This window comes from Nocardioides sp. DN36 (assembly GCF_055380375.1).
Genome location: NZ_AP043823.1, coordinates 636768 through 653599 on the forward strand (window position 1 = coordinate 636768; position 16832 = coordinate 653599).

The following is a 16832-nucleotide window of genomic DNA, read 5'->3' on the forward strand; positions in this document are numbered from 1 at the left end:
GGGCCATCAGCGTGAACCGGCTGAGCTGGGAGTCGACCTCGGGACCGGGCGGCCGGGTGCGCGTCCCGCTCGATCGGGGACCAGCGCACCGTCGAAGAATCCGATGACGCGTCGCTCGTACTCCTCCGGGTCCGTCGCGAGCGCCTCGATGTGCCCGGCGCCCGGCACCTCCCAGATCTGCTTGGGCTCGCGCGCGGAGGCGAAGTACGTCGGGTTCAGGTCGATCTCCTGCGGCTGGCCCTGCTCGCCGTACACGAAGAGGACCGACCGGGGCGCGATGTCGTCCACCAGGCCGTCGAGATCGGGAGGCACCCGCTCGTCGGAGAAGACCCGGGTGGCTCCGGTCAGGACGAGGTAGGCCGCCGTCTCGAGCGGCGAGCCTCCGGTCCGGTGGGTCTCCTCGCGGTAGGAGCGGGCGCCGGCGCCCTCCGAGACGACGGCGCGGAGCCGGTTGTCCTCGGCAGCCTTCTCGAGGAGCAGCTCGCCCCCCACCGACAGCCCGATCGCACCGATCCGGTCAGGGTCGACGTCGTCCCGTCCGACCAGGAAGTCGATCGCCGCCTCGACGTCGCGGTCGCCACCCCACCCGAGCAGGTTCGGGTCGCCCTCGCTCGCTCCCTCCCCGCGCCGGTCGAAGAGGAGCACGCCGTACCCGTGGTCCGCGAGCATCCGGGCGTGGTCCTGCCGCCCCTCACGACCGGGGAACACGATGACGGCGGCGCCGTTCTCCGACGGGACGTACCAGCCCACCAGCCGCAGCCCGTCGCGGGTGGTGAACGAGACGTCCTCGTAGCTCATGCCCGGCGCGGCCTCCGGCACCGTGGCGGTGAGCGTGTGGGTGACGATGTAGCCGGAGGCGACCGGGTAGGCGACCAGGTTCGCGACGACGACGGCGAGGACCGCCCACGCAAGCCGCCGTCCGTAGCGCAGTACCCGGTTGGGGGTCTGGCGCCGGGACCGCCACAACACCACCACGCCGAGGCAGACCAGGACGACGCCGGCGGGGACGCACAGCCAGCCGGTGAAGTCGTCACCCCCGAGCTTCCCGGCCGACGTGTAGTAGATCGCCTCCGAGGCCACCGTGAGCGCGAAGCCGCCGACGAGCAGCGCGCAGACCGCCCGTGCGCCGGGCCGCAACCGGGGATAGGCGAGGGCGACGGCGACGAGCACGGCCAGCGGGACGAGGCCGCTCAACAGGTGGTCCGCGGCCGAGACGCCCGGCTGCGGCTGGAGGAAGCTGTCGTCGACGACGTGGAGCGCGACGAGGCCGGCTGCCACCCGGAACAGCCCCGACTCTGGGATCCGACGGGCCATCTGTGCCTCCGGCACCGACCCTACGCGGGCGCGGCGCCGGCTCGCGAGGATTGACCTGCGCGGACGCGGGGTACGAGATCCGGCAGAGCTCGCGCAGGCGCGCCGCCCCACCCCCGGCCGGCCTCCACCGCGCGACGTGACGAGGGAGGCGACGACGCAATGTCAGTCGAGACAGGACGCATCACCACCGACATACCAGCCCGGTTGGACCGGTTGCCCTGGGCGCGGTGGCACTGGATGATCGTGGTCGGCCTGGGGACCGTGTGGATCCTCGACGGTCTCGAGGTCACCATCGTCGGGTCGATGTCGACCGCACTGGCCGACCCGAAGACCGGGCTCGGCATGAGCAGCTACCAGGTCGGCCTCGCCGGCGCGGTCTACGTCGCAGGTGCCTGTCTCGGGGCACTCTTCTTCGGGCAGCTGACCGACCGGTTGGGGCGCAAGAAGCTGTTCCTGATCACGCTGGCGGTCTACACCTTCGCCACCGTGCTCACGGCGTTCTCGATGAACCCGACGTGGTACCTCGCCGCGCGGTTCCTGACCGGCACCGGCATCGGCGGCGAGTACGCCGCCATCAACTCCGCCATCGACGAGCTCATCCCCGCGAAGTACCGCGGCCGGGTCGACGTGGCCATCAACGGCTCGTTCTGGGTCGGCGCTGCCGGGGGCGCGATCCTGACGATCCCGCTGCTCGACCCCACCGTGATCGACCAGCAGTGGGGCTGGCGGCTGGCCTTCGGCCTCGGCGCGATCCTCGCCGTCGGCATCCTGATCGTTCGCCGCCACGTGCCGGAGAGCCCGCGCTGGCTGTTCATCCACGGACACGAGGAGAAGGCCGAGGAGATCGTCCGCGACATCGAGGACACCGTCTCCCGCGAGTCGCACGTCCAGCTGCACGAGGTGTCCGACTCCATCACGATCCGACAGCGCAAGTCGATCAGCCTGGCTCTGATCGCGAAGACCGTCTTCACGATGTACCCCAAGCGCACCGCGCTGTGCTTCTCGCTCTTCGTGGGCCAGGCGTTCCTGTACAACGCGTTCTTCTTCACCTACGGCGACAGCCTCACCACGTTCCTCGGCGTGAAGCAGACCGGGTGGTACATCGCGGTCTTCGCGGTCAGCAACTTCGCGGGCGCCCTGCTGCTGAGCCGGCTCTTCGACACGATCGGCCGGGTCAAGATGATCACCGCCACCTACGTGATCTCAGGCGTGTTGCTCGGTGCCACGGGCTTCTTCCTCGGCAGCGTCACCGCCGTGACCCTGACCCTGATGGGCGCGATCATCTTCTTCTTCGCCTCGGCGGGCGCCAGCGCGGCGTACCTCACCGCCAGCGAGGTCTTCCCGATGGAGACGCGGGCGCTGTGCATCGCGTTCTTCTACGCCATCGGCACCGCTGCGGGCGGCATCACCGGCCCGCTGCTGTTCGGCAAGCTGATCGACAACGCGTCCGCCAGCGGTGACATCACCGGCATCGCACCGGGCTACTTCCTCGGCGCGGCGCTGATGATCGCCGGCGGCATCGTCGCGGCGTTCCTCGGGGTGCGGGCCGAGGGGCAGTCGCTCGAGAGCATCGCCCAACCCCTGACCGCGGAGGACAGCACCAGCGACGCGGGCGGCGACCGTACGGCGCCGCAGCCCGCCTGAGAGGAGACCGCCATGCCGATGCCACCCCCCAAGCCCTCCACCGAGGGCCACCGCGACCGGCACGTCGCCCACGAGATCGGTCAGATCACCCGGGCGCTCGCGGTCAACGGTCCGCTGCAGCCCGGTGCCCTCGGGGCCATCGTGGGTGCCGACTACTGGGAGCCGGGCCGCTTCGGGGCCGCACTGGCCTTCGCGGTGGCCGACGGTGCCGTGCACCGCAGTGCCGACGGCACCGTGGCCACCAGCGCGACGGTACGGGCCTAACCAGCGGGGGCGGGTCGCCAGGGCTTGAGCCAGTCGGTCTCCGGCCAGCCCTCGCGACCCGCCACCAGCTCGTACATCGTCGCCCCGTCCACCGCTTCGCGGACGATGTCCGCGTGACCCGCGTGCCGGGCCAGCTCCTCGATCAGGTGGAACCACACCCAGCGCACCGACCATCCGTCGATGTCGGTGGGGTTCCACGGCGCCGGCGGGACCGGGACCACGGTGTCCAGGTCGAGGCGGGTCACGGCGTCGAGGACGGCCGCGCAGACGCCGTCGTACGCCGCCAGCGCGGCGTCGAGCGTGTCGTGCGGGTGCCAGGTCCAGCCGTCCTGGTGCTCGGCGTACTTCTGCTGCATCGTCCGGTCGTCCTGTGGTCGGTCCGGGGCGGCCGACGCCACCGTGAGCCAGTGCGCCTGGGTCTGGGTGACGTGCTTGACCAGCGAGCCGATGGTGAGCGTGCTCGGGGGCGAGGCGGCGCGGCCGGCCTGCTCGTCGGTGAGACCGAACGCGGCGCAGCGGAACGCGTCCTGCTGCTGGACGAGGTAGGCCGTGAGCGCCGAGCGCTCGTCCGTCACGGGCGGTGCCTGGGCGGGCATCTCAGGAGTCCTTCCGGTGGGTGTGCAGGTGGAGGTCGCGGAGCAGGCAGATCTCGGCCCCGTGGTGGATGAGCTCGCGGTGGATGTGGAGCACGAGCGCGGCCATCGGCAGGTCGGCGTACGGCCCCTCGCTGGGACCGCAGGGCCGCGACAACCCGTCCTCGCCGAGCGAGCGCACCCCTGCGCACCAGGCCGCGTGCTGCTCGTCGAGCTGGGCCAGGGCCTCGCGGGCCGTGCCGGGGTAGGTCCAGCTCTCGTAGTCGGCCGCGGGTCCTGCGAAGTGGGACGCGTTGCGCATCGCCAGGCAGCCGACGGTGACGTGGCCGAGCCGCCAGGCGATGGTCGTGACCGGCGCCGGGTCCGGCTGCGGGTACGCGAAGTCGATCGTGAAGCCTCCCCGGCCGGCCTGCACCGGGGCCGACGAGGTGCCCCGCGGGCGCACGCTCCAGGAGCCGGGGGCCGGCTCCCAGAGGTACTCGTCGTCGGTCAGCCCGTCGAGGCGGGGCCGCAGGGCGTGCTGCCAGTGGAGCTCGAGCTGGTCGAGCAGGAGCGGGTTCCACACCAGGGTGGTCGTCGTCGTCATGCAGGCAGTCTCTCCCGCAACTAGGACAGGATCGGTCCGCTTCCGGTGCGAGAATCGCGGCATGTCCGAGAGCGGCACCACCGAACGCGTCCTGCAGCTGCTCGCGCTGCTCCAGCAGCGCCCGACGTGGACCGGCACCGAGCTCGCGGAGCGGCTCGGGGTGACCACCCGCAGCATCCGACGCGACGTCGAGCGGCTCCGCGCGCTGGGCTACCCGGTCAACGCGGCGCTCGGTGCCGGCGGCGGCTACCGCCTCGGCGCAGGCAAGGCGCTCCCTCCGCTGCTGCTCGACGACGAGGAGGCCATCGCCACCGCGGTCTCGCTGCGGCTCGCCGCGGGCGGCACCGTCGCGGGGGCCAGCGAGGCGGCGGTGCGCACGCTGGCCAAGCTCGACCAGGTGCTCCCGGCGCGGCTGCGCGCGGAGGTCCGCGCCCTCCACGACGCGATCGTGACGCTCGAGGGCAGCCGGATCGAGATCGACGCGGACGCGCTGCTCGCGCTGGCCCGGGCCTGTCGCGACACCGTGCGCGTCGAGTTCGGCTACGTGACGCTGCACGGCCGGCAGAGCGAGCGTCGGGTGGAGCCCTACCAGCTGGTCGCGACCGGTCGCCGGTGGTACCTCATGGCGTTCGACCTCGATCGCGACGACTGGCGCTCCTTCCGTCTGGACCGGATGAGCGACGTGCGGCCCACGACGTGGCGGTTCGCCCCGCGTGACCACCCCGACCCCGCGTCGTACGTCCAGCGGTCGGTGACGGTGTCGGCGTACCCCCACCGCGCCCGCGTGCGCGTCCACGCACCGATCGAGGAGGTGCGGGCGGTCACGACACCCGCCTCGGTGACGCTGGAACCGATCGACGAGCAGAGCTGTCTCCTGCTCAGCGGAGCCGGCAGCCTGAGGGCGCTGGCGCTGCACCTGGGCATGCTCGGCTGGGACTTCGACGTGCTCGATCCGCCCGAGCTCCGCACCGCCGTCGCCGAGCTCGCCGCCCGGTTCACCCGCGCCTCCGTATCCTGAACCCATGGGATGGGTCGTTCTGCTGCTCCTGGTCGCACTCGTGACCGCCGTCGTCGTGTCCAACCGCAGGAGCAAGGAGCGTGCTCTCGCGCAGCGGCAGGCGGAGCTCGAGCCGGTCAAGAAGCTGGCCTTCGAGGACATCACCGCCCTCGGTGAGCAGCTCCAGTCGCTCGACCTCGACCTGGCCGGCCGCCAGCTCGACCCGGGCGCCCACGCGGACTACCAGCGTGCCCTGGACGCCTACGAATCGGCCAAGACCGCCGGTGAGCGCATCGACCAGCCCGAGGACATCCGGCACGTCACCGAGATCCTCGAGGACGGCCGCTACGCCATGGCGTGCGTGCGCGCCCGGGTCGACGGCGAGCCGCTTCCGACCCGCCGTCCGCCGTGCTTCTTCGACCCGCGCCACGGTCTCTCGGTCACCGACGTCTCGTGGGCACCGCCGGGCGGCGCGCAGCGGGACGTCCCCGCGTGCGCGCTCGACGCGGAGCGGGTCCGGGCCGGCGCCGAGCCCGACGTGCGCCAGGTGATGGTCGGCGCCCAGCGGGTGCCGTACTGGCAGGGCGGCCGCGCCTACCAGCCGTACGCCGCCGGCTACTTCGGCCGTACCGGGGTGATGGACATGATGTTCATGGGCATGCTGTTCGGCGGTCTCGGTGGCTTCGACGCCCTCGGCGACGGCATCGGGGCCCTCGGTGACGGCATCGGCGACGGGATCGGCGCCATCGGTGACGGCGTCGGCGACATGTTCGGCGACATCGGGGACATGTTCGACTTCTGACGCGGCGTCGTGCGGTCCAGGGTGCGCTCCGCCGCACCATGACCCGCACGACTGCGCCGTCGACGCCTCGGTAGCCTGCTCGCGTGAGCCAGAAGATCCGCGCCAACTCCGTCCTGCCCGCCCGTCGCGAGCCGGTCACGCTCGAGACCGCGGACGGCCTGGAGCTGGTCGCCGAGCTCGCCGTGCCGCAGGACCGCGAACCGGTGGCGACGATCATCTGCCTGCACCCGCTGCCCACCCACGGCGGGATGATGGACAGCCACGTCTACCGCAAGGCGGCGTTCCGGCTGCCCGCGCTGGCCGGGGTGGCGGTGCTGCGGTTCAACACCCGGGGGACGTGGAGCGAGCAGGGCACCAGCGAGGGTTCCTTCGACAACGCGGTGGGGGAGCAGTACGACGTCGCCGCGGCCATCGAGTACGCCGAGTTCCACGACCTGCCGAACGTCTGGCTGGTCGGGTGGTCGTTCGGCACCGACCTGGCGCTGATGCACGGCCACGACCCGCTCGTGCAGGGCGCGATCCTGCTCAGCCCGCCGCTGCGGTTCAGCGACCCCGAGCACCTCGCCCAGTGGGCCGACTCCGGCAAGCCGGTGAGCGCGTTCGTGCCGGAGCACGACGACTACCTGCGACCGGCTGAGGCGCGCGAGCGGTTCGCCGCGATCCCGCACGCCGAGGTGGTGCCGTTCGACGGCAGCAAGCACCTGTGGGTCGGCGACGCCGAGCGTGTCCTCGACGAGATCGTGCGCCGGGTCGCGCCGGACGTCTCGCTGCCGCTCCCCACCGAGTGGGACGGGCCGATGGAGACCGCGGACACCAGCGCCTACAACGCCCACAACCTCGCGGCGTACAAGGACAAGCCGGTGCCCGGGCCGGCCCAGCGCGACGGGGCGGCCGGCAGCTAGGCGTGGCCTAGGAGGCTTGCCCCCGGTAGGCGCCCACCGTGGTCAGCCAGGCGGAGGGGTCGATGTCGTCCTGGTAGATCGAGCCGCCGCTCGGGTGGACCTCCAGGTGCAGGTGGCAGCCGGTGGCGTTGCCCTCCTGCCCGACGACGCCGATCTGCTGGCCGGCGTGCACCTGCTGACCGGGGGTGACCGTCAGGGCCTGCATGTGGGCGTACCACGTCGTGAGCTGGCCCGGGCCGGTGCTGACCATCACCAGCCAGCGCCCCGACCAGCCCTGGTCGGTGCGGACCAGGACGGTGCCGTCGGTGACCGCCAGGACCGGGGTGCCGCAGCCGGTGGAGAGGTCGTCGCCGGTGTGCACGCTGGCCCAGTGGTGGCTGCGGTGCCCGAAGTTGTGCTGGTCCACGAACGACGTGCCGTCCGGCAGCGGGAAGGAGATGGCCCCGCGGTAGCCGTCGGCCGCCGAGTCGCGCACCGCCAGGTCGGCGACCACCGAGCTCTCGAGGAGGTCCCGCGCAGCGCGCACGTCGCTCAGCACGCGGTTGCGGGCGACCGCCGCGGCGGCGAGCGTGGAGCGGGCCGCGGACAGCCGGGTCTCGGCCTCCTGCTCGGCTGCGGCCACGGCCGCGGTGGCCTCGCGGAGCTGGTCGCGCGACCGCTCCGCGGCCTCGACCGCGTCGGCCTGCGTCCGGCCCATCTCCTGCAGGACCGTCAGTCCCTGGACGAGGTCCTCGTCGGAGTCGGCGGTCAGCAGCAGGTTCAGCGCGCCCACCTGGCTCGTGCTGTAGGCCTCGGTGACGACCGACATCATCAGCTCCCGGTCCGCCCGGTAGCGCTCGGCCGCCGCCCGCTGGGCCGCCTGCGCGGCTGCGAGGGCGGTGCGCGCCTCCTGTGCTCGCAGGGACGCCGCGTCGGCCGCGTCCCGGGCGTCGTCGTACGCGTGCAACGCGGCCTGCATCCGGTCGTCGATCACGCCCAGCTGCTGCCGCGCCGCGGCGGTCGCGCTGCTGTCGGTGGGCAGGGGCACGAGCAGGGCGGGGTCGAGGTGCCAGGTCGACGCCAGGGCGACGTCCCGCTCGGCCTTCGCCTCCTCGCGGCTGCGCCGATCGACGTGCTGGTCGGTGCCGTGGCCCGGACCGCGGGTCGCGGACCGGCTCGCGGCCTGCCGTGGGAGGCCGGCGTGCGGGACGTCGAGGCGGGCGGCGAGCGCAGCTCGCGGAGCACCGCCGTCCGGCGGCGCGGCGCTCGCCGAGGTCGCGCCGCCCGTGACCAGGGCGCCCGCCACCACCGCCGCCGACAGCAGTCGGTGACGGTGGTGCGTGCGCGGTCGATCCCGCCGTGCCCCCCAGCCCGTTTCCATGCAGCAACCAAACGGTGGGCCGTCCAGGGCCGCCGCCGATTTGGGTGAGTGCTCCTCACATTTGGGGAGACGTCACGGCTCAGGTGGCCGCCTGCCTTGCCCGGTAGGCGGCCACGGCGTTGCGGTTGCCGCAGGCGGTGCTGCAGAACCGTCGGGAGCGGTTCCGGGAGAGGTCCAGGACCACGCCGCCGCACTCGTCGTCGGCGCACACCCCGAGCCGCGACATCTCGTCCGCGCGGACGACGTCCACCATCGCCATGGCGGTCTCCACGGCGATCCGGGTCGCGAACGGCGCGTCGCGGTCGGTCGCGTGCAGGTGCCAGTCCTCGTTGTCGTGACGAACCAGCTGGGGGACCGCCCGGTGCTCGGCCAGCATCCGGTTCACCAGCGGCACGGCCTCGTCCCGGCTGCTGGTGAGCAGGGTGCGCAGGGGGGCGCGGAGCGCTCGCACCTCCTCCAGCTCCGACCGGTCGTGCGATCGCCCGCCGGTGTAGCCGTGCTCGACGTAGAACGCGTCCAGCTCCTCGAGGGTCGTCAGCGTGTCCGGATCCTCGCCGGAGTTGACCAGCGCCACCGCCGCGAGCAGCGAGGCCTCGGTGTCATGAGCGAAAGGCATGTTGACAGGTTACTGCATCCAGGCCTACCGTCATGAGTCATGACGACAATGGCTGATGACATCGACCGCGGTCTGGCCGCCCCGGCCTCCCGACTGCTCCCCGGGCTGGGCTTCGCGGTGCTGTCGGCGATGTCGTTCGGCCTGTCGGGCTCGCTGGCCAAGGGCCTGCTCGACTCCGGGTGGAGCGCCGGCGCCGCTGTGACGGTCCGGGTGGTCATCGCGGCGCTCGTCCTCGCCGTGCCGGCGGTGGTGTCCCTGCGTGGCCGCTGGTGGCTGCTGCGTCGCAACGCCGGACTGGTGGTCGGCTACGGGCTGGTCGCGGTGGCCGGCTGCCAGCTCGCCTACTTCAACGCCGTCGTCCACATGCAGGTCGCGGTCGCCCTGCTCATCGAGTACACCGCGCCCGTCGCGGTCATCGGCTGGATGTGGCTGCGGCACGGTCACCGCCCCGGTCTGCTGACCCTGGCCGGTGCGCTGGTCGCCGCGGTCGGCCTGGTGCTCGTGCTCGACCTGGTCTCGGGCGCCGACCTCAGCGTGCCCGGCGTGGTCTGGGCGCTCGGCGCGATGGTGGGTGCCGCGACGTACTTCGTGCTGTCGGCCAGCGAGGGCAACGGCCTGCCGCCCCTCGTGCTCGCGGCGGCCGGGCTCGCCCTCGGGGCGATCGCCCTGCTCGTGGCGGGTGCCGTCGGGGTCGTGCCGATGCACGCGACCACCGATCCGGTGTCGTACGACGGCGTCCGGGTCGCCTGGTGGATCCCGCTGCTGGGCCTCGGCACCGTCACCGCCGCGCTTGCCTACGTCACCGGGATCGCGGCCGGCCGCCGGCTCGGCTCGCGGCTGGCGTCGTTCGTGGCGCTGCTCGAGGTGCTGTTCGCCCTCGTCTTCGCCTGGCTGCTGCTGGGTGAGCTGCCCCGCGCGGTGCAGGTCGCCGGGGGCGCGCTGATCCTGGCCGGCGTGGTGGTCGTGAAGCTCGGCGAGCGGGGCACTGCGGCCCCGCCCACCGACCAGGAGTCCTAGCGCGCGTCCTGCCGTGGCACGAACACCTCGCGGATGATCAGCAGGATGGCGGCCGCGGTGGGGATCGCGAGCAGGGCGCCCACGACACCGAGCAGCGACGCGCCGACGAGGGCGGCGATCACGGTGACCGCGCCGGGGATGTCCACGGACTTCGACATCACCCGCGGGTAGATGACGTAGTTCTCCAGCTGTTGGTAGACGACGTAGAACACGATGCAGATCAACCCGATCTTGGGGTCGGTCGCGAACGCGATCGCGGTGACGATCACGGCGCCGATGGTGGCCCCGATCATCGGGATCACGTCGAGCAGCGCGACGACGAACGCGAGCGCCACCGCATAGGCGCTCAGGCCCACCACGAACAGGAAGACCAGCGACGAGAGCCCGGCGCACAGGGCGACGATGAACGCCCCGGAGACGTAGCCGCCCACGCCGCGGAGGATCTCGTCGCCGAGCTTGCTGACCCGGTCGCGGCGCGAGGCGGGAGCGAGGCGGTAGAGCGCGTGCTTCGTCTTCTCCAGCGACGAGAGGAAGTAGAGCGTGAGGACGACCACCACGAACGCGTTGAGCAGCACCGACAGCACGGCCAGGCCGATGCCGAGCACGCCGCCGAAGAGCCCGCTGACGAACTTGCCGTCGGACACGTAGGCCTTCGCCTTGTCGACGACGTCGTACTGCTGGTCGACGTCGCGGACCCAGCGGTTGCGCTGGAGGGAGTCGAACCAGCCGGGCGCGTTCTTGCTGAGCGCCGTGACCTGGTCGGTGATGACCGGGACGAACGCCACCAGGAAGAGCGCCAGGGCGGCGATCACACCGATGATCACCGTGACCACGGCGAAGGAGCGCCGCATCCCGCGCCGCTCCAGCCACTCGACCACGGGGTTGAGGCCGGCCGCGAGGAAGAGGGCGACGACGATCTGGATCAGCACCGAGCTGACCCCGACGATCAGTCCGCCCAGCCACCAGGCGAGGAAGAGTCCGAGCCCGCCGACGAGCCCGATCAGGAACGGTGAGCGCTTGGAGAACGGCTTGCCGGGCTCCCCGAGGTCGCGGTCGCTGTCGGACTCCCAGGTGCCCGCACCGGGCTCCCGGGTGGGCTCGTCCTCGGTCTCTACGGCCGCGCCGGGCTCGGCCGGCCCGGCTCCTGCCGCCTCGTCGGCGGCAGGAGCGGAGTCGTCGGCCACTATTTGTCCTCGTCGTCGCCGAATCCGGCGACCACGTCGCGCAGGGAGGCGAGCTGGGCGCTGATCGCGTCGCGGCGCTTGGTCATCCGCTCGACCTCGGCGCGCACGGCGGCGAGCTCGCGCTCCTGCTCGGCGTTGCCCGCGGAGGTGATCGAATCGGCCTGCGTCCGGGCCGAGGCCACGATCTGCTCGGCCTCGCGCCGGGCGCGGACCAGCAGCGCCTCGGCCTCCTTCTGCGTCTGGTGCCGCAGCTCGTTGGCCTGGTTCGACGCCTCGCGGGCCCGCTGCTCCGCCGCGGCCGCGCGCTGCTCGGCCTCCTCGACGAGGCGACGGGTCTCGGCCACCGCGTTGGTGTGGTGGTCGGTGGCCTCGCGGGCCAGCCGCTCCTTCTCGACCGCGAGCGTGCGCCGGGCCTCCTGGACCTCGCGGTCCGCGGCGGCCCTGGCCTGCTCGGACTCCCGCTTGGCGGAGGTGCGCAGCTCGTTGGTCTCCTGCTGGGCGGCGAGGCGGACCTGGTCGGCCTCACGCTTGGCCGAGGCGAGCAGGTCCTCGGACTCGGCGCGGGCCATCGACCGCTCCTGCTCGGCGTCGGCCATCAGGCGGCTGCGGCTCTCGTCGAGCTCCTTGAGCTGCACCATCCGCATGTCCTCGGCCTCGCTGGAGGCCTCGGCGCGGATCGCCTTGGCGTCCCGAGCGGCCTGCTGGCGGATCTCGGCGGCGTCCCGCTGGGCGGTGGCGCGCACCTCGGCCGCCTCCTCCTCGGCGAGGCGCAGCATCGCGCTGGCGCGGCCACCGAGGCCGGCGTACGACGGGTTCTGGTTCTCGGCGAGCTCCTGACGGGCCGCCTCGAGGGCGGTCTCGAGCTCGGAGACGCGGCGCTGGGCGTCGGTGAGGTCACTGCTGAGGCCGGACCGCTCGGACGCGAGCTGGCGCACGCGGGCGTCGACGGCGTCCCGGTCGTAGCCGCCTCGTCGCACGACCGGGAAACCGGTCACCGCGGAGGAGGTGGCAGCCGCCGGCGTGGCCGCGGCGCCCGGGGTGCTGGCCGGCCGGCTCGCGGCCGGTGCGGCCGGGGGCAGCACCGGACCGGGCTTCGAGCCCGTCGCGGGAGTCGCCCGGGGCTGGGCGCCCGCGGGCTTGCTCGCGGCAGCCGGGGGAGTCGTGGACTTCTTGACCGTGGGCATCACCTGGGTCGCCTCGTCGTCGACGGACGTGTCGGTGGCCTCCGGCTCGTTGTCGAAGATGGACAGACCCTCGTCGCTCATGTCTGGGTACCTCTCCCGAAAGTGTCGTGTTGCCGGCGTTGCGTCGTTGGCGCCCAGTCTCCCCGATGACCCGGGAACAACCCACCCCGGCTCGCGGACCAAAATCCGCGAACCGGGGTGGAAGTGGCGAGATCGGGGTCTCAGACCCCGCGGAACCGGTTGATCTGGGTCAGGTGCTTCTCCCGGAGCTCCGGATTGCGGACGCCGAGGCCCTCCTCGGGGGCCAGGCAGAGCACGCCGACCTTGCCCTGGTGGGCGTTCTTGTGGACGTCCAGCGCCGCTTGGCCGACCTCGTCGAGGCTGTAGGTCTTGGACAGGGTGGGGTGGATCTTGCCCTTGGCGATCAGCCGGTTGGCCTCCCAGGACTCGCGGTAGTTGGCGAAGTGGGAGGAGATGATCCGCTTGAGGTTCATCCACAGGTAGCGGTTGTCGTACTCGTGCATGTAGCCGCTGGTGGAGGCGCAGGTGGTGATGGTGCCGCCCTTGCGGGTGACGTACACGCTCGCGCCGAAGGTCTCGCGGCCGGGGTGCTCGAAGACGATGTCGATGTCCTCGCCGCCGGTGAGCTCACGGATCTTGGCGCCGAAGCGCTTCCACTCGCGGGGGTTCTGCGCGGTGCCCTCCTCGTTCCAGAACCGGTAGTCCTCCTCGGAGCGGTTGATGATCAGCTCGGCGCCCATGGACCGGGCGATGGCGGCCTTCTCCTCGTTGGAGACCACGCAGACGGGGGTGGCGCCGCCGTTGAGGGCGTACTGCGTCGCGAAGCCGCCGAGGCCGCCGGAGGCGCCCCAGATCAGCACGTTGTCGCCCTGCTTCATGGCGCCGCCGTTCTTGGAGACCAGCTGGCGGTACGCCGTGCAGTTCACCAGACCCGGGGACGCGGCCTCCTCCCAGGTGAGGTGGTCGGGCTTGGGCATCAGCTGGTTGGCCTTGACCAGCGCGACGTGCGCGAGGCCGCCGAAGTTGGTCTCGAAGCCCCAGATCCGCTGCTCGGGGTCGAGCATCGTGTCGTTGTGGCCGTCGGGTCCCTCGAGCTCGACCGAGAGGCAGTGCGCCACCACCTCGGCGCCCGGCTTCCACGAGTGGACGCCGGGGCCGGTCTGCAGGACGACGCCGGCGAGGTCGGAGCCGACCACGTGGTAGGGCAGGTCGTGCCGCTTGGCCAGCGGCGAGAGGCGGCCGTAGCGCTCGAGGAAGCCGAACGTGGAGACCGGCTCGAAGATCGAGGTCCACACGGTGTTGTAGTTGATCGCCGAGGCCATCACCGCCACCAGTGCCTCGCCCGGGCCCAGCTCGGGCAGCGGGACGTCCTCCACGTGCAGCGACTTGCGGGGGTCCTTCTCCTTGGTCGTCATGCCCTCGAACATGTCGACCTCGTCCTTGTGCACCGTCACGGCGCGGTAGGACTCGGGCAGCGGAAGGGCGGCGTACTCCTCGGCGGAGGTGTCGCCGGCGAGGATGGCGTCGAGGATCTGCTTCACGAGGACTCCTGCTCGATTAGGGGTCGGCGCGGCCACGGACCGCCCCGCGGCGCGAGGCGGGAGGCCTGCCGGTCGTGGCGTCGCAATCTACTCATGAGTAGCCACGGGTGTCAGCCGCGTGTGACCTGTCTCGCGTCACCCTGCCCGAACGGGTCATGCCGGAGAGGTCTTTGGTCCCTGTCTGGACGGGCCGACGTCCGCCTAGCGTCAGGCGCGAACGCCATCGACAGTCCAGGGGGGATCACTCATGGCGAGCACACAGGCACACCCTCGTGAGCGGCTGCTTCAATCCGCTCGTGACTACGCCACCGCCCTGTCCGGGTTGTGGAGACCACGCACCCGCACGACGTTGGCGGCCTCGTCCCGACGAGCCGTCCGGCCGAAACCCATGGCTCCGGGGACGCCGCTGGCCGACCTCGCCTCGCGTCGCGTCGACAGCAGCCTGCACGAGGCATCGCGCCGCGTGTGCCGGGCGATGCTGCTGCTGGCCCCGCTGCGCGACTCCCAGGACCCCGAGCTGCGCGCGGCGTACGAGAACATCCACGACGTCATGGGCGACCTGGCGAGCATCCATCACTGGTCCTCGCTGGCCGCGATGACTCCCGTGCAGAGCGAGCGTCCTACGGCGGACTGAGGTCGTCGCCGCCGCAGTGGTGCTCCTCGTGGAGCGCCACCGCGATGTCGCGCAGCTCCCGCAGCGAGTCCTCCAGGATCCGCATCGCCTCGTCGGTGTGCGGACGGACCGCGCGCGGGACCCACTCGAGCGTGCCGCTCAGCAGCAGGTGCGCGCGCGAGACATCCATGGTGACGTCCATGAGCCAGGCCCTGAGGTCGGGTACGACCTCGTTCGGGCCGGTGTCGGTCGACATGCGTCGTCCCCCCGGGGTCCGCGGGATCGCCGCGGCCGCTGTGTTGACGGTGTGCCAAGGAGGTCCGTACCCGTCCCGGCCGTCAGCACGTGCGCACGCCGAAGGTTTTACCTTGCGGCCGGCTCGACGAGCTCCACGAGGACCCCGCCGGCGTCCTTGGGGTGGATGAAGTTGATCCGCGAGTCCGACGTGCCACGCCGGGGCTCGTCGTACAGCAGGCGCAGGCCGCGCTCGCGCAGGATCGCGCTGACCGCCTCCACGTCGGTCACCCGGTAGGCCATCTGCTGGATGCCGGGCCCGGACCGGTCGAGGAACTTCGCGATCGTCGACTCCGGTGAGAGCGGCGCGAGCAGCTGGATGCAGGACCCGGAGTCGCCGACGGCCATCATCGCCTCCCGGACGCCCTGCTCCTCGTTGGTCTCCTGGTGGGCCAGCCGCATGCCGTACGTGTCCCGGTAGAACGCGATCGCCTCGTCGAGGTCGGGCACCGCGATGCCGACGTGGTCGATGGCGGTGAACAGGTGCGCGGGGATCTGGGGTGCGGAGCTCATGGCGCACATCGTCGTACGACGGGGGAGCGCTCGCGAGGACGTGTGAGGTTTTCCTCACCGGCCGCCCACTGCCTCGCCGCTCGCCGGTGTGGGTATCGTCGCAGTCATCAGCCCGTGTGCGCCCATGAGCGCCCTCCGGGCCCACCGTTGACGCATCGATGGAGGCACCTCCCATGGCAGCAAAGACCGGCGGATCCGTGATCGTGGCCGGGGCGCGCACCCCGATCGGACGCCTGCTCGGCGGGCTCAAGGGCCAGTCCGCGGCCGATTTGGGCGGTGTCGCCATCAAGGGCGCCCTGGAGAAGGCCGGCGTCGCCGGCGACCAGGTCGACTACGTGATCATGGGTCAGGTCATCCAGGCCGGTGCCGGGCAGATCACCGCCCGCCAGGCCGCGGTCAAGGGCGGCATCCCGATGACCGTCCCCTCGATCACCATCAACAAGGTGTGCCTCTCGGGCATCAACGCGATCGCCATGGCCGACCAGCTGATCCGCGCGGGTGAGCACGAGATCGTGGTGGCCGGCGGCATGGAGTCGATGACCCAGGCGCCGCACCTGCTGCCGAAGTCCCGCGAGGGCTTCAAGTACGGCGACACCGCGCTGGTCGACTCGATGGCCTACGACGCGCTGTACGACCAGTTCACCGACCAGGCGATGATCAACCTGACCGAGAGCTGCAACTCCGCCGGGAAGAACCTCACCCGCGAGGAGCAGGACGCGTTCTCCGCCCAGTCGCACCAGCGCGCCGCCGCGGCGTGGAAGAACGGCCTGTTCGACGACGAGGTCGTCCCGGTGACCATCCCGTCCCGGAAGGGCGACATCACCGTCAGCCAGGACGAGGGCGTCCGTGGCGACACGACGGTCGAGTCGCTCGCGGGCCTCCGCCCGGTCGCCAAGGACGGCACGATCACCGCCGGGTCGGCCTCCCAGATCTCCGACGGCGCCTGCGCCGTGGTCGTCATGAGCAAGGCCAAGGCCGAGGAGCTGGGGCTGACCTGGCTCGCCGAGATCGGTGCCTCCGGCCAAGTGGCCGGCCCCGACTCGACCCTGCAGCTGCAGCCGGCGCGTGCCATCGAGGCGGCGGCGGCCAAGGAGGGCATCGCCGTCTCCGACATCGACCTGTTCGAGCTCAACGAGGCGTTCGCCGCCGTGGGCATCGAGTCCGCGCGCCAGCTCGGCATCACCGAGGACCAGGTCAACGTCAACGGCGGGGCGATCGCCCTCGGTCACCCCGTGGGCATGTCCGGTGCCCGCATCGTGCTGCACCTCGCGCTGGAGCTGAAGCGCCGCGGTGGCGGCACGGGCGCCGCGGCCCTGTGCGGCGGCGGCGGGCAGGGCGACGCCCTGATCATCCGGGTCCCGGCCTGAGCGCGACCGCGGGAGGCACG

General features: G+C 72.1%; 18 protein-coding genes. 8 read left to right on the plus strand and 10 right to left on the minus strand.

Annotation, left to right across the window (positions count from 1 at the left end; all coding sequences use genetic code 11):
* Window positions 1–6: 6 nt before the first annotated feature.
* Window positions 7–1314: an alpha/beta hydrolase gene (locus ACZ43H_RS03990; RefSeq protein WP_464587940.1), complete on the minus strand. Its 1308-nt coding sequence runs from the start codon at window positions 1312–1314 to the stop codon at window positions 7–9.
* Window positions 1315–1473: 159 nt separating this feature from the next.
* On the opposite strand from ACZ43H_RS03990, the gene ACZ43H_RS03995 reads away from it, so the two are divergent.
* Both ACZ43H_RS03995 and ACZ43H_RS04000 read left to right on the plus strand, forming a co-directional pair.
* A complete protein-coding gene (locus ACZ43H_RS03995) occupies window positions 1474–2958 on the plus strand; it encodes an MFS transporter (protein ID WP_464587941.1) in 1485 nt (494 codons plus the stop codon).
* Between the two features lie 12 nt (window positions 2959–2970).
* Complete coding sequence (locus tag ACZ43H_RS04000; RefSeq protein ID WP_464587943.1) at window positions 2971–3222, plus strand: hypothetical protein; 252 nt, start codon at window positions 2971–2973, stop codon at window positions 3220–3222.
* Here the strand turns inward: ACZ43H_RS04000 and ACZ43H_RS04005 are convergent.
* Window positions 3219–3818, minus strand: coding sequence for a DinB family protein (locus ACZ43H_RS04005; protein WP_464587945.1), 600 nt, complete (start codon window positions 3816–3818; stop codon window positions 3219–3221). The genes ACZ43H_RS04000 and ACZ43H_RS04005 overlap by 4 nt on opposite strands.
* 1 nt (window position 3819) lies before the next feature.
* Window positions 3820–4401, minus strand: a complete 582-nt coding sequence (locus ACZ43H_RS04010) for a DinB family protein (RefSeq protein WP_464587946.1) — start codon at window positions 4399–4401, stop codon at window positions 3820–3822.
* 61 nt (window positions 4402–4462) lie between these two features.
* Here ACZ43H_RS04010 and ACZ43H_RS04015 point away from each other — a divergent pair, with 61 nt between their 5' ends.
* The 3 genes from ACZ43H_RS04015 to ACZ43H_RS04025 all read left to right on the plus strand — a co-directional run bounded on the left by ACZ43H_RS04015 (window position 4463) and on the right by ACZ43H_RS04025 (window position 7102).
* The gene (locus tag ACZ43H_RS04015) at window positions 4463–5419 is read left to right on the plus strand and encodes a helix-turn-helix transcriptional regulator (RefSeq protein WP_464587948.1); all 957 of its coding nucleotides are present in this window, start codon (window positions 4463–4465) and stop codon (window positions 5417–5419) included.
* 4 nt (window positions 5420–5423) lie between these two features.
* Window positions 5424–6200, plus strand: coding sequence for a hypothetical protein (locus ACZ43H_RS04020; protein WP_464587949.1), 777 nt, complete (start codon window positions 5424–5426; stop codon window positions 6198–6200).
* 83 nt (window positions 6201–6283) lie between these two features.
* Entirely contained in the window at window positions 6284–7102 is an 819-nt protein-coding gene (locus ACZ43H_RS04025) for an alpha/beta hydrolase (RefSeq protein ID WP_464587951.1), read from the plus strand.
* A gap of 7 nt (window positions 7103–7109) precedes the next feature.
* Here ACZ43H_RS04025 and ACZ43H_RS04030 read toward each other — a convergent pair whose 3' ends face one another.
* Window positions 7110–8462: a M23 family metallopeptidase gene (locus ACZ43H_RS04030; RefSeq protein ID WP_464587953.1), complete on the minus strand. Its 1353-nt coding sequence runs from the start codon at window positions 8460–8462 to the stop codon at window positions 7110–7112.
* A 79-nt stretch (window positions 8463–8541) separates the two neighbouring features.
* Window positions 8542–9078 carry a CGNR zinc finger domain-containing protein gene (locus ACZ43H_RS04035; protein ID WP_464587954.1) on the minus strand — a complete coding sequence of 179 codons (537 nt, stop codon included), beginning with the start codon at window positions 9076–9078 and terminating at the stop codon, window positions 8542–8544.
* Between the two features lie 39 nt (window positions 9079–9117).
* On the opposite strand from ACZ43H_RS04035, the gene ACZ43H_RS04040 reads away from it, so the two are divergent.
* Complete coding sequence (locus ACZ43H_RS04040) at window positions 9118–10095, plus strand: EamA family transporter (RefSeq protein ID WP_464587956.1); 978 nt, start codon at window positions 9118–9120, stop codon at window positions 10093–10095.
* Here the strand turns inward: ACZ43H_RS04040 and ACZ43H_RS04045 are convergent.
* The 3 genes from ACZ43H_RS04045 to ccrA all read right to left on the minus strand — a co-directional run bounded on the left by ACZ43H_RS04045 (window position 10092) and on the right by ccrA (window position 14025).
* Window positions 10092–11279: an AI-2E family transporter gene (locus ACZ43H_RS04045; RefSeq protein ID WP_464587958.1), complete on the minus strand. Its 1188-nt coding sequence runs from the start codon at window positions 11277–11279 to the stop codon at window positions 10092–10094. The genes ACZ43H_RS04040 and ACZ43H_RS04045 overlap by 4 nt on opposite strands.
* Window positions 11279–12544 (minus strand): hypothetical protein, encoded by a 1266-nt coding sequence (locus ACZ43H_RS04050; protein WP_464587960.1) that lies wholly within the window; start codon window positions 12542–12544, stop codon window positions 11279–11281. The genes ACZ43H_RS04045 and ACZ43H_RS04050 overlap by 1 nt, the downstream gene beginning before the upstream one ends.
* Window positions 12545–12684: 140 nt before the next feature.
* Window positions 12685–14025, minus strand: a complete 1341-nt coding sequence (ccrA, locus tag ACZ43H_RS04055) for a crotonyl-CoA carboxylase/reductase (RefSeq protein WP_464587962.1) — start codon at window positions 14023–14025, stop codon at window positions 12685–12687.
* 247 nt (window positions 14026–14272) lie between these two features.
* Between ccrA and ACZ43H_RS04060 the strand changes: the two genes are divergently transcribed.
* Window positions 14273–14659 (plus strand): hypothetical protein, encoded by a 387-nt coding sequence (locus ACZ43H_RS04060; protein WP_464587963.1) that lies wholly within the window; start codon window positions 14273–14275, stop codon window positions 14657–14659.
* On the opposite strand, the gene ACZ43H_RS04065 is transcribed toward ACZ43H_RS04060, so the two are convergent.
* Window positions 14646–14894: a hypothetical protein gene (locus tag ACZ43H_RS04065; protein ID WP_464587965.1), complete on the minus strand. Its 249-nt coding sequence runs from the start codon at window positions 14892–14894 to the stop codon at window positions 14646–14648. The two genes, ACZ43H_RS04060 and ACZ43H_RS04065, sit on opposite strands and share 14 nt — an antisense overlap.
* A gap of 107 nt (window positions 14895–15001) precedes the next feature.
* Complete coding sequence (gene mce, locus ACZ43H_RS04070) at window positions 15002–15454, minus strand: methylmalonyl-CoA epimerase (RefSeq protein ID WP_464587966.1); 453 nt, start codon at window positions 15452–15454, stop codon at window positions 15002–15004.
* A 164-nt stretch (window positions 15455–15618) separates the two neighbouring features.
* Here mce and ACZ43H_RS04075 point away from each other — a divergent pair, with 164 nt between their 5' ends.
* A complete protein-coding gene (locus tag ACZ43H_RS04075) occupies window positions 15619–16812 on the plus strand; it encodes an acetyl-CoA C-acetyltransferase (RefSeq protein WP_464587968.1) in 1194 nt (397 codons plus the stop codon).
* The last annotated feature ends 20 nt before the right edge of the window (window positions 16813–16832 follow it).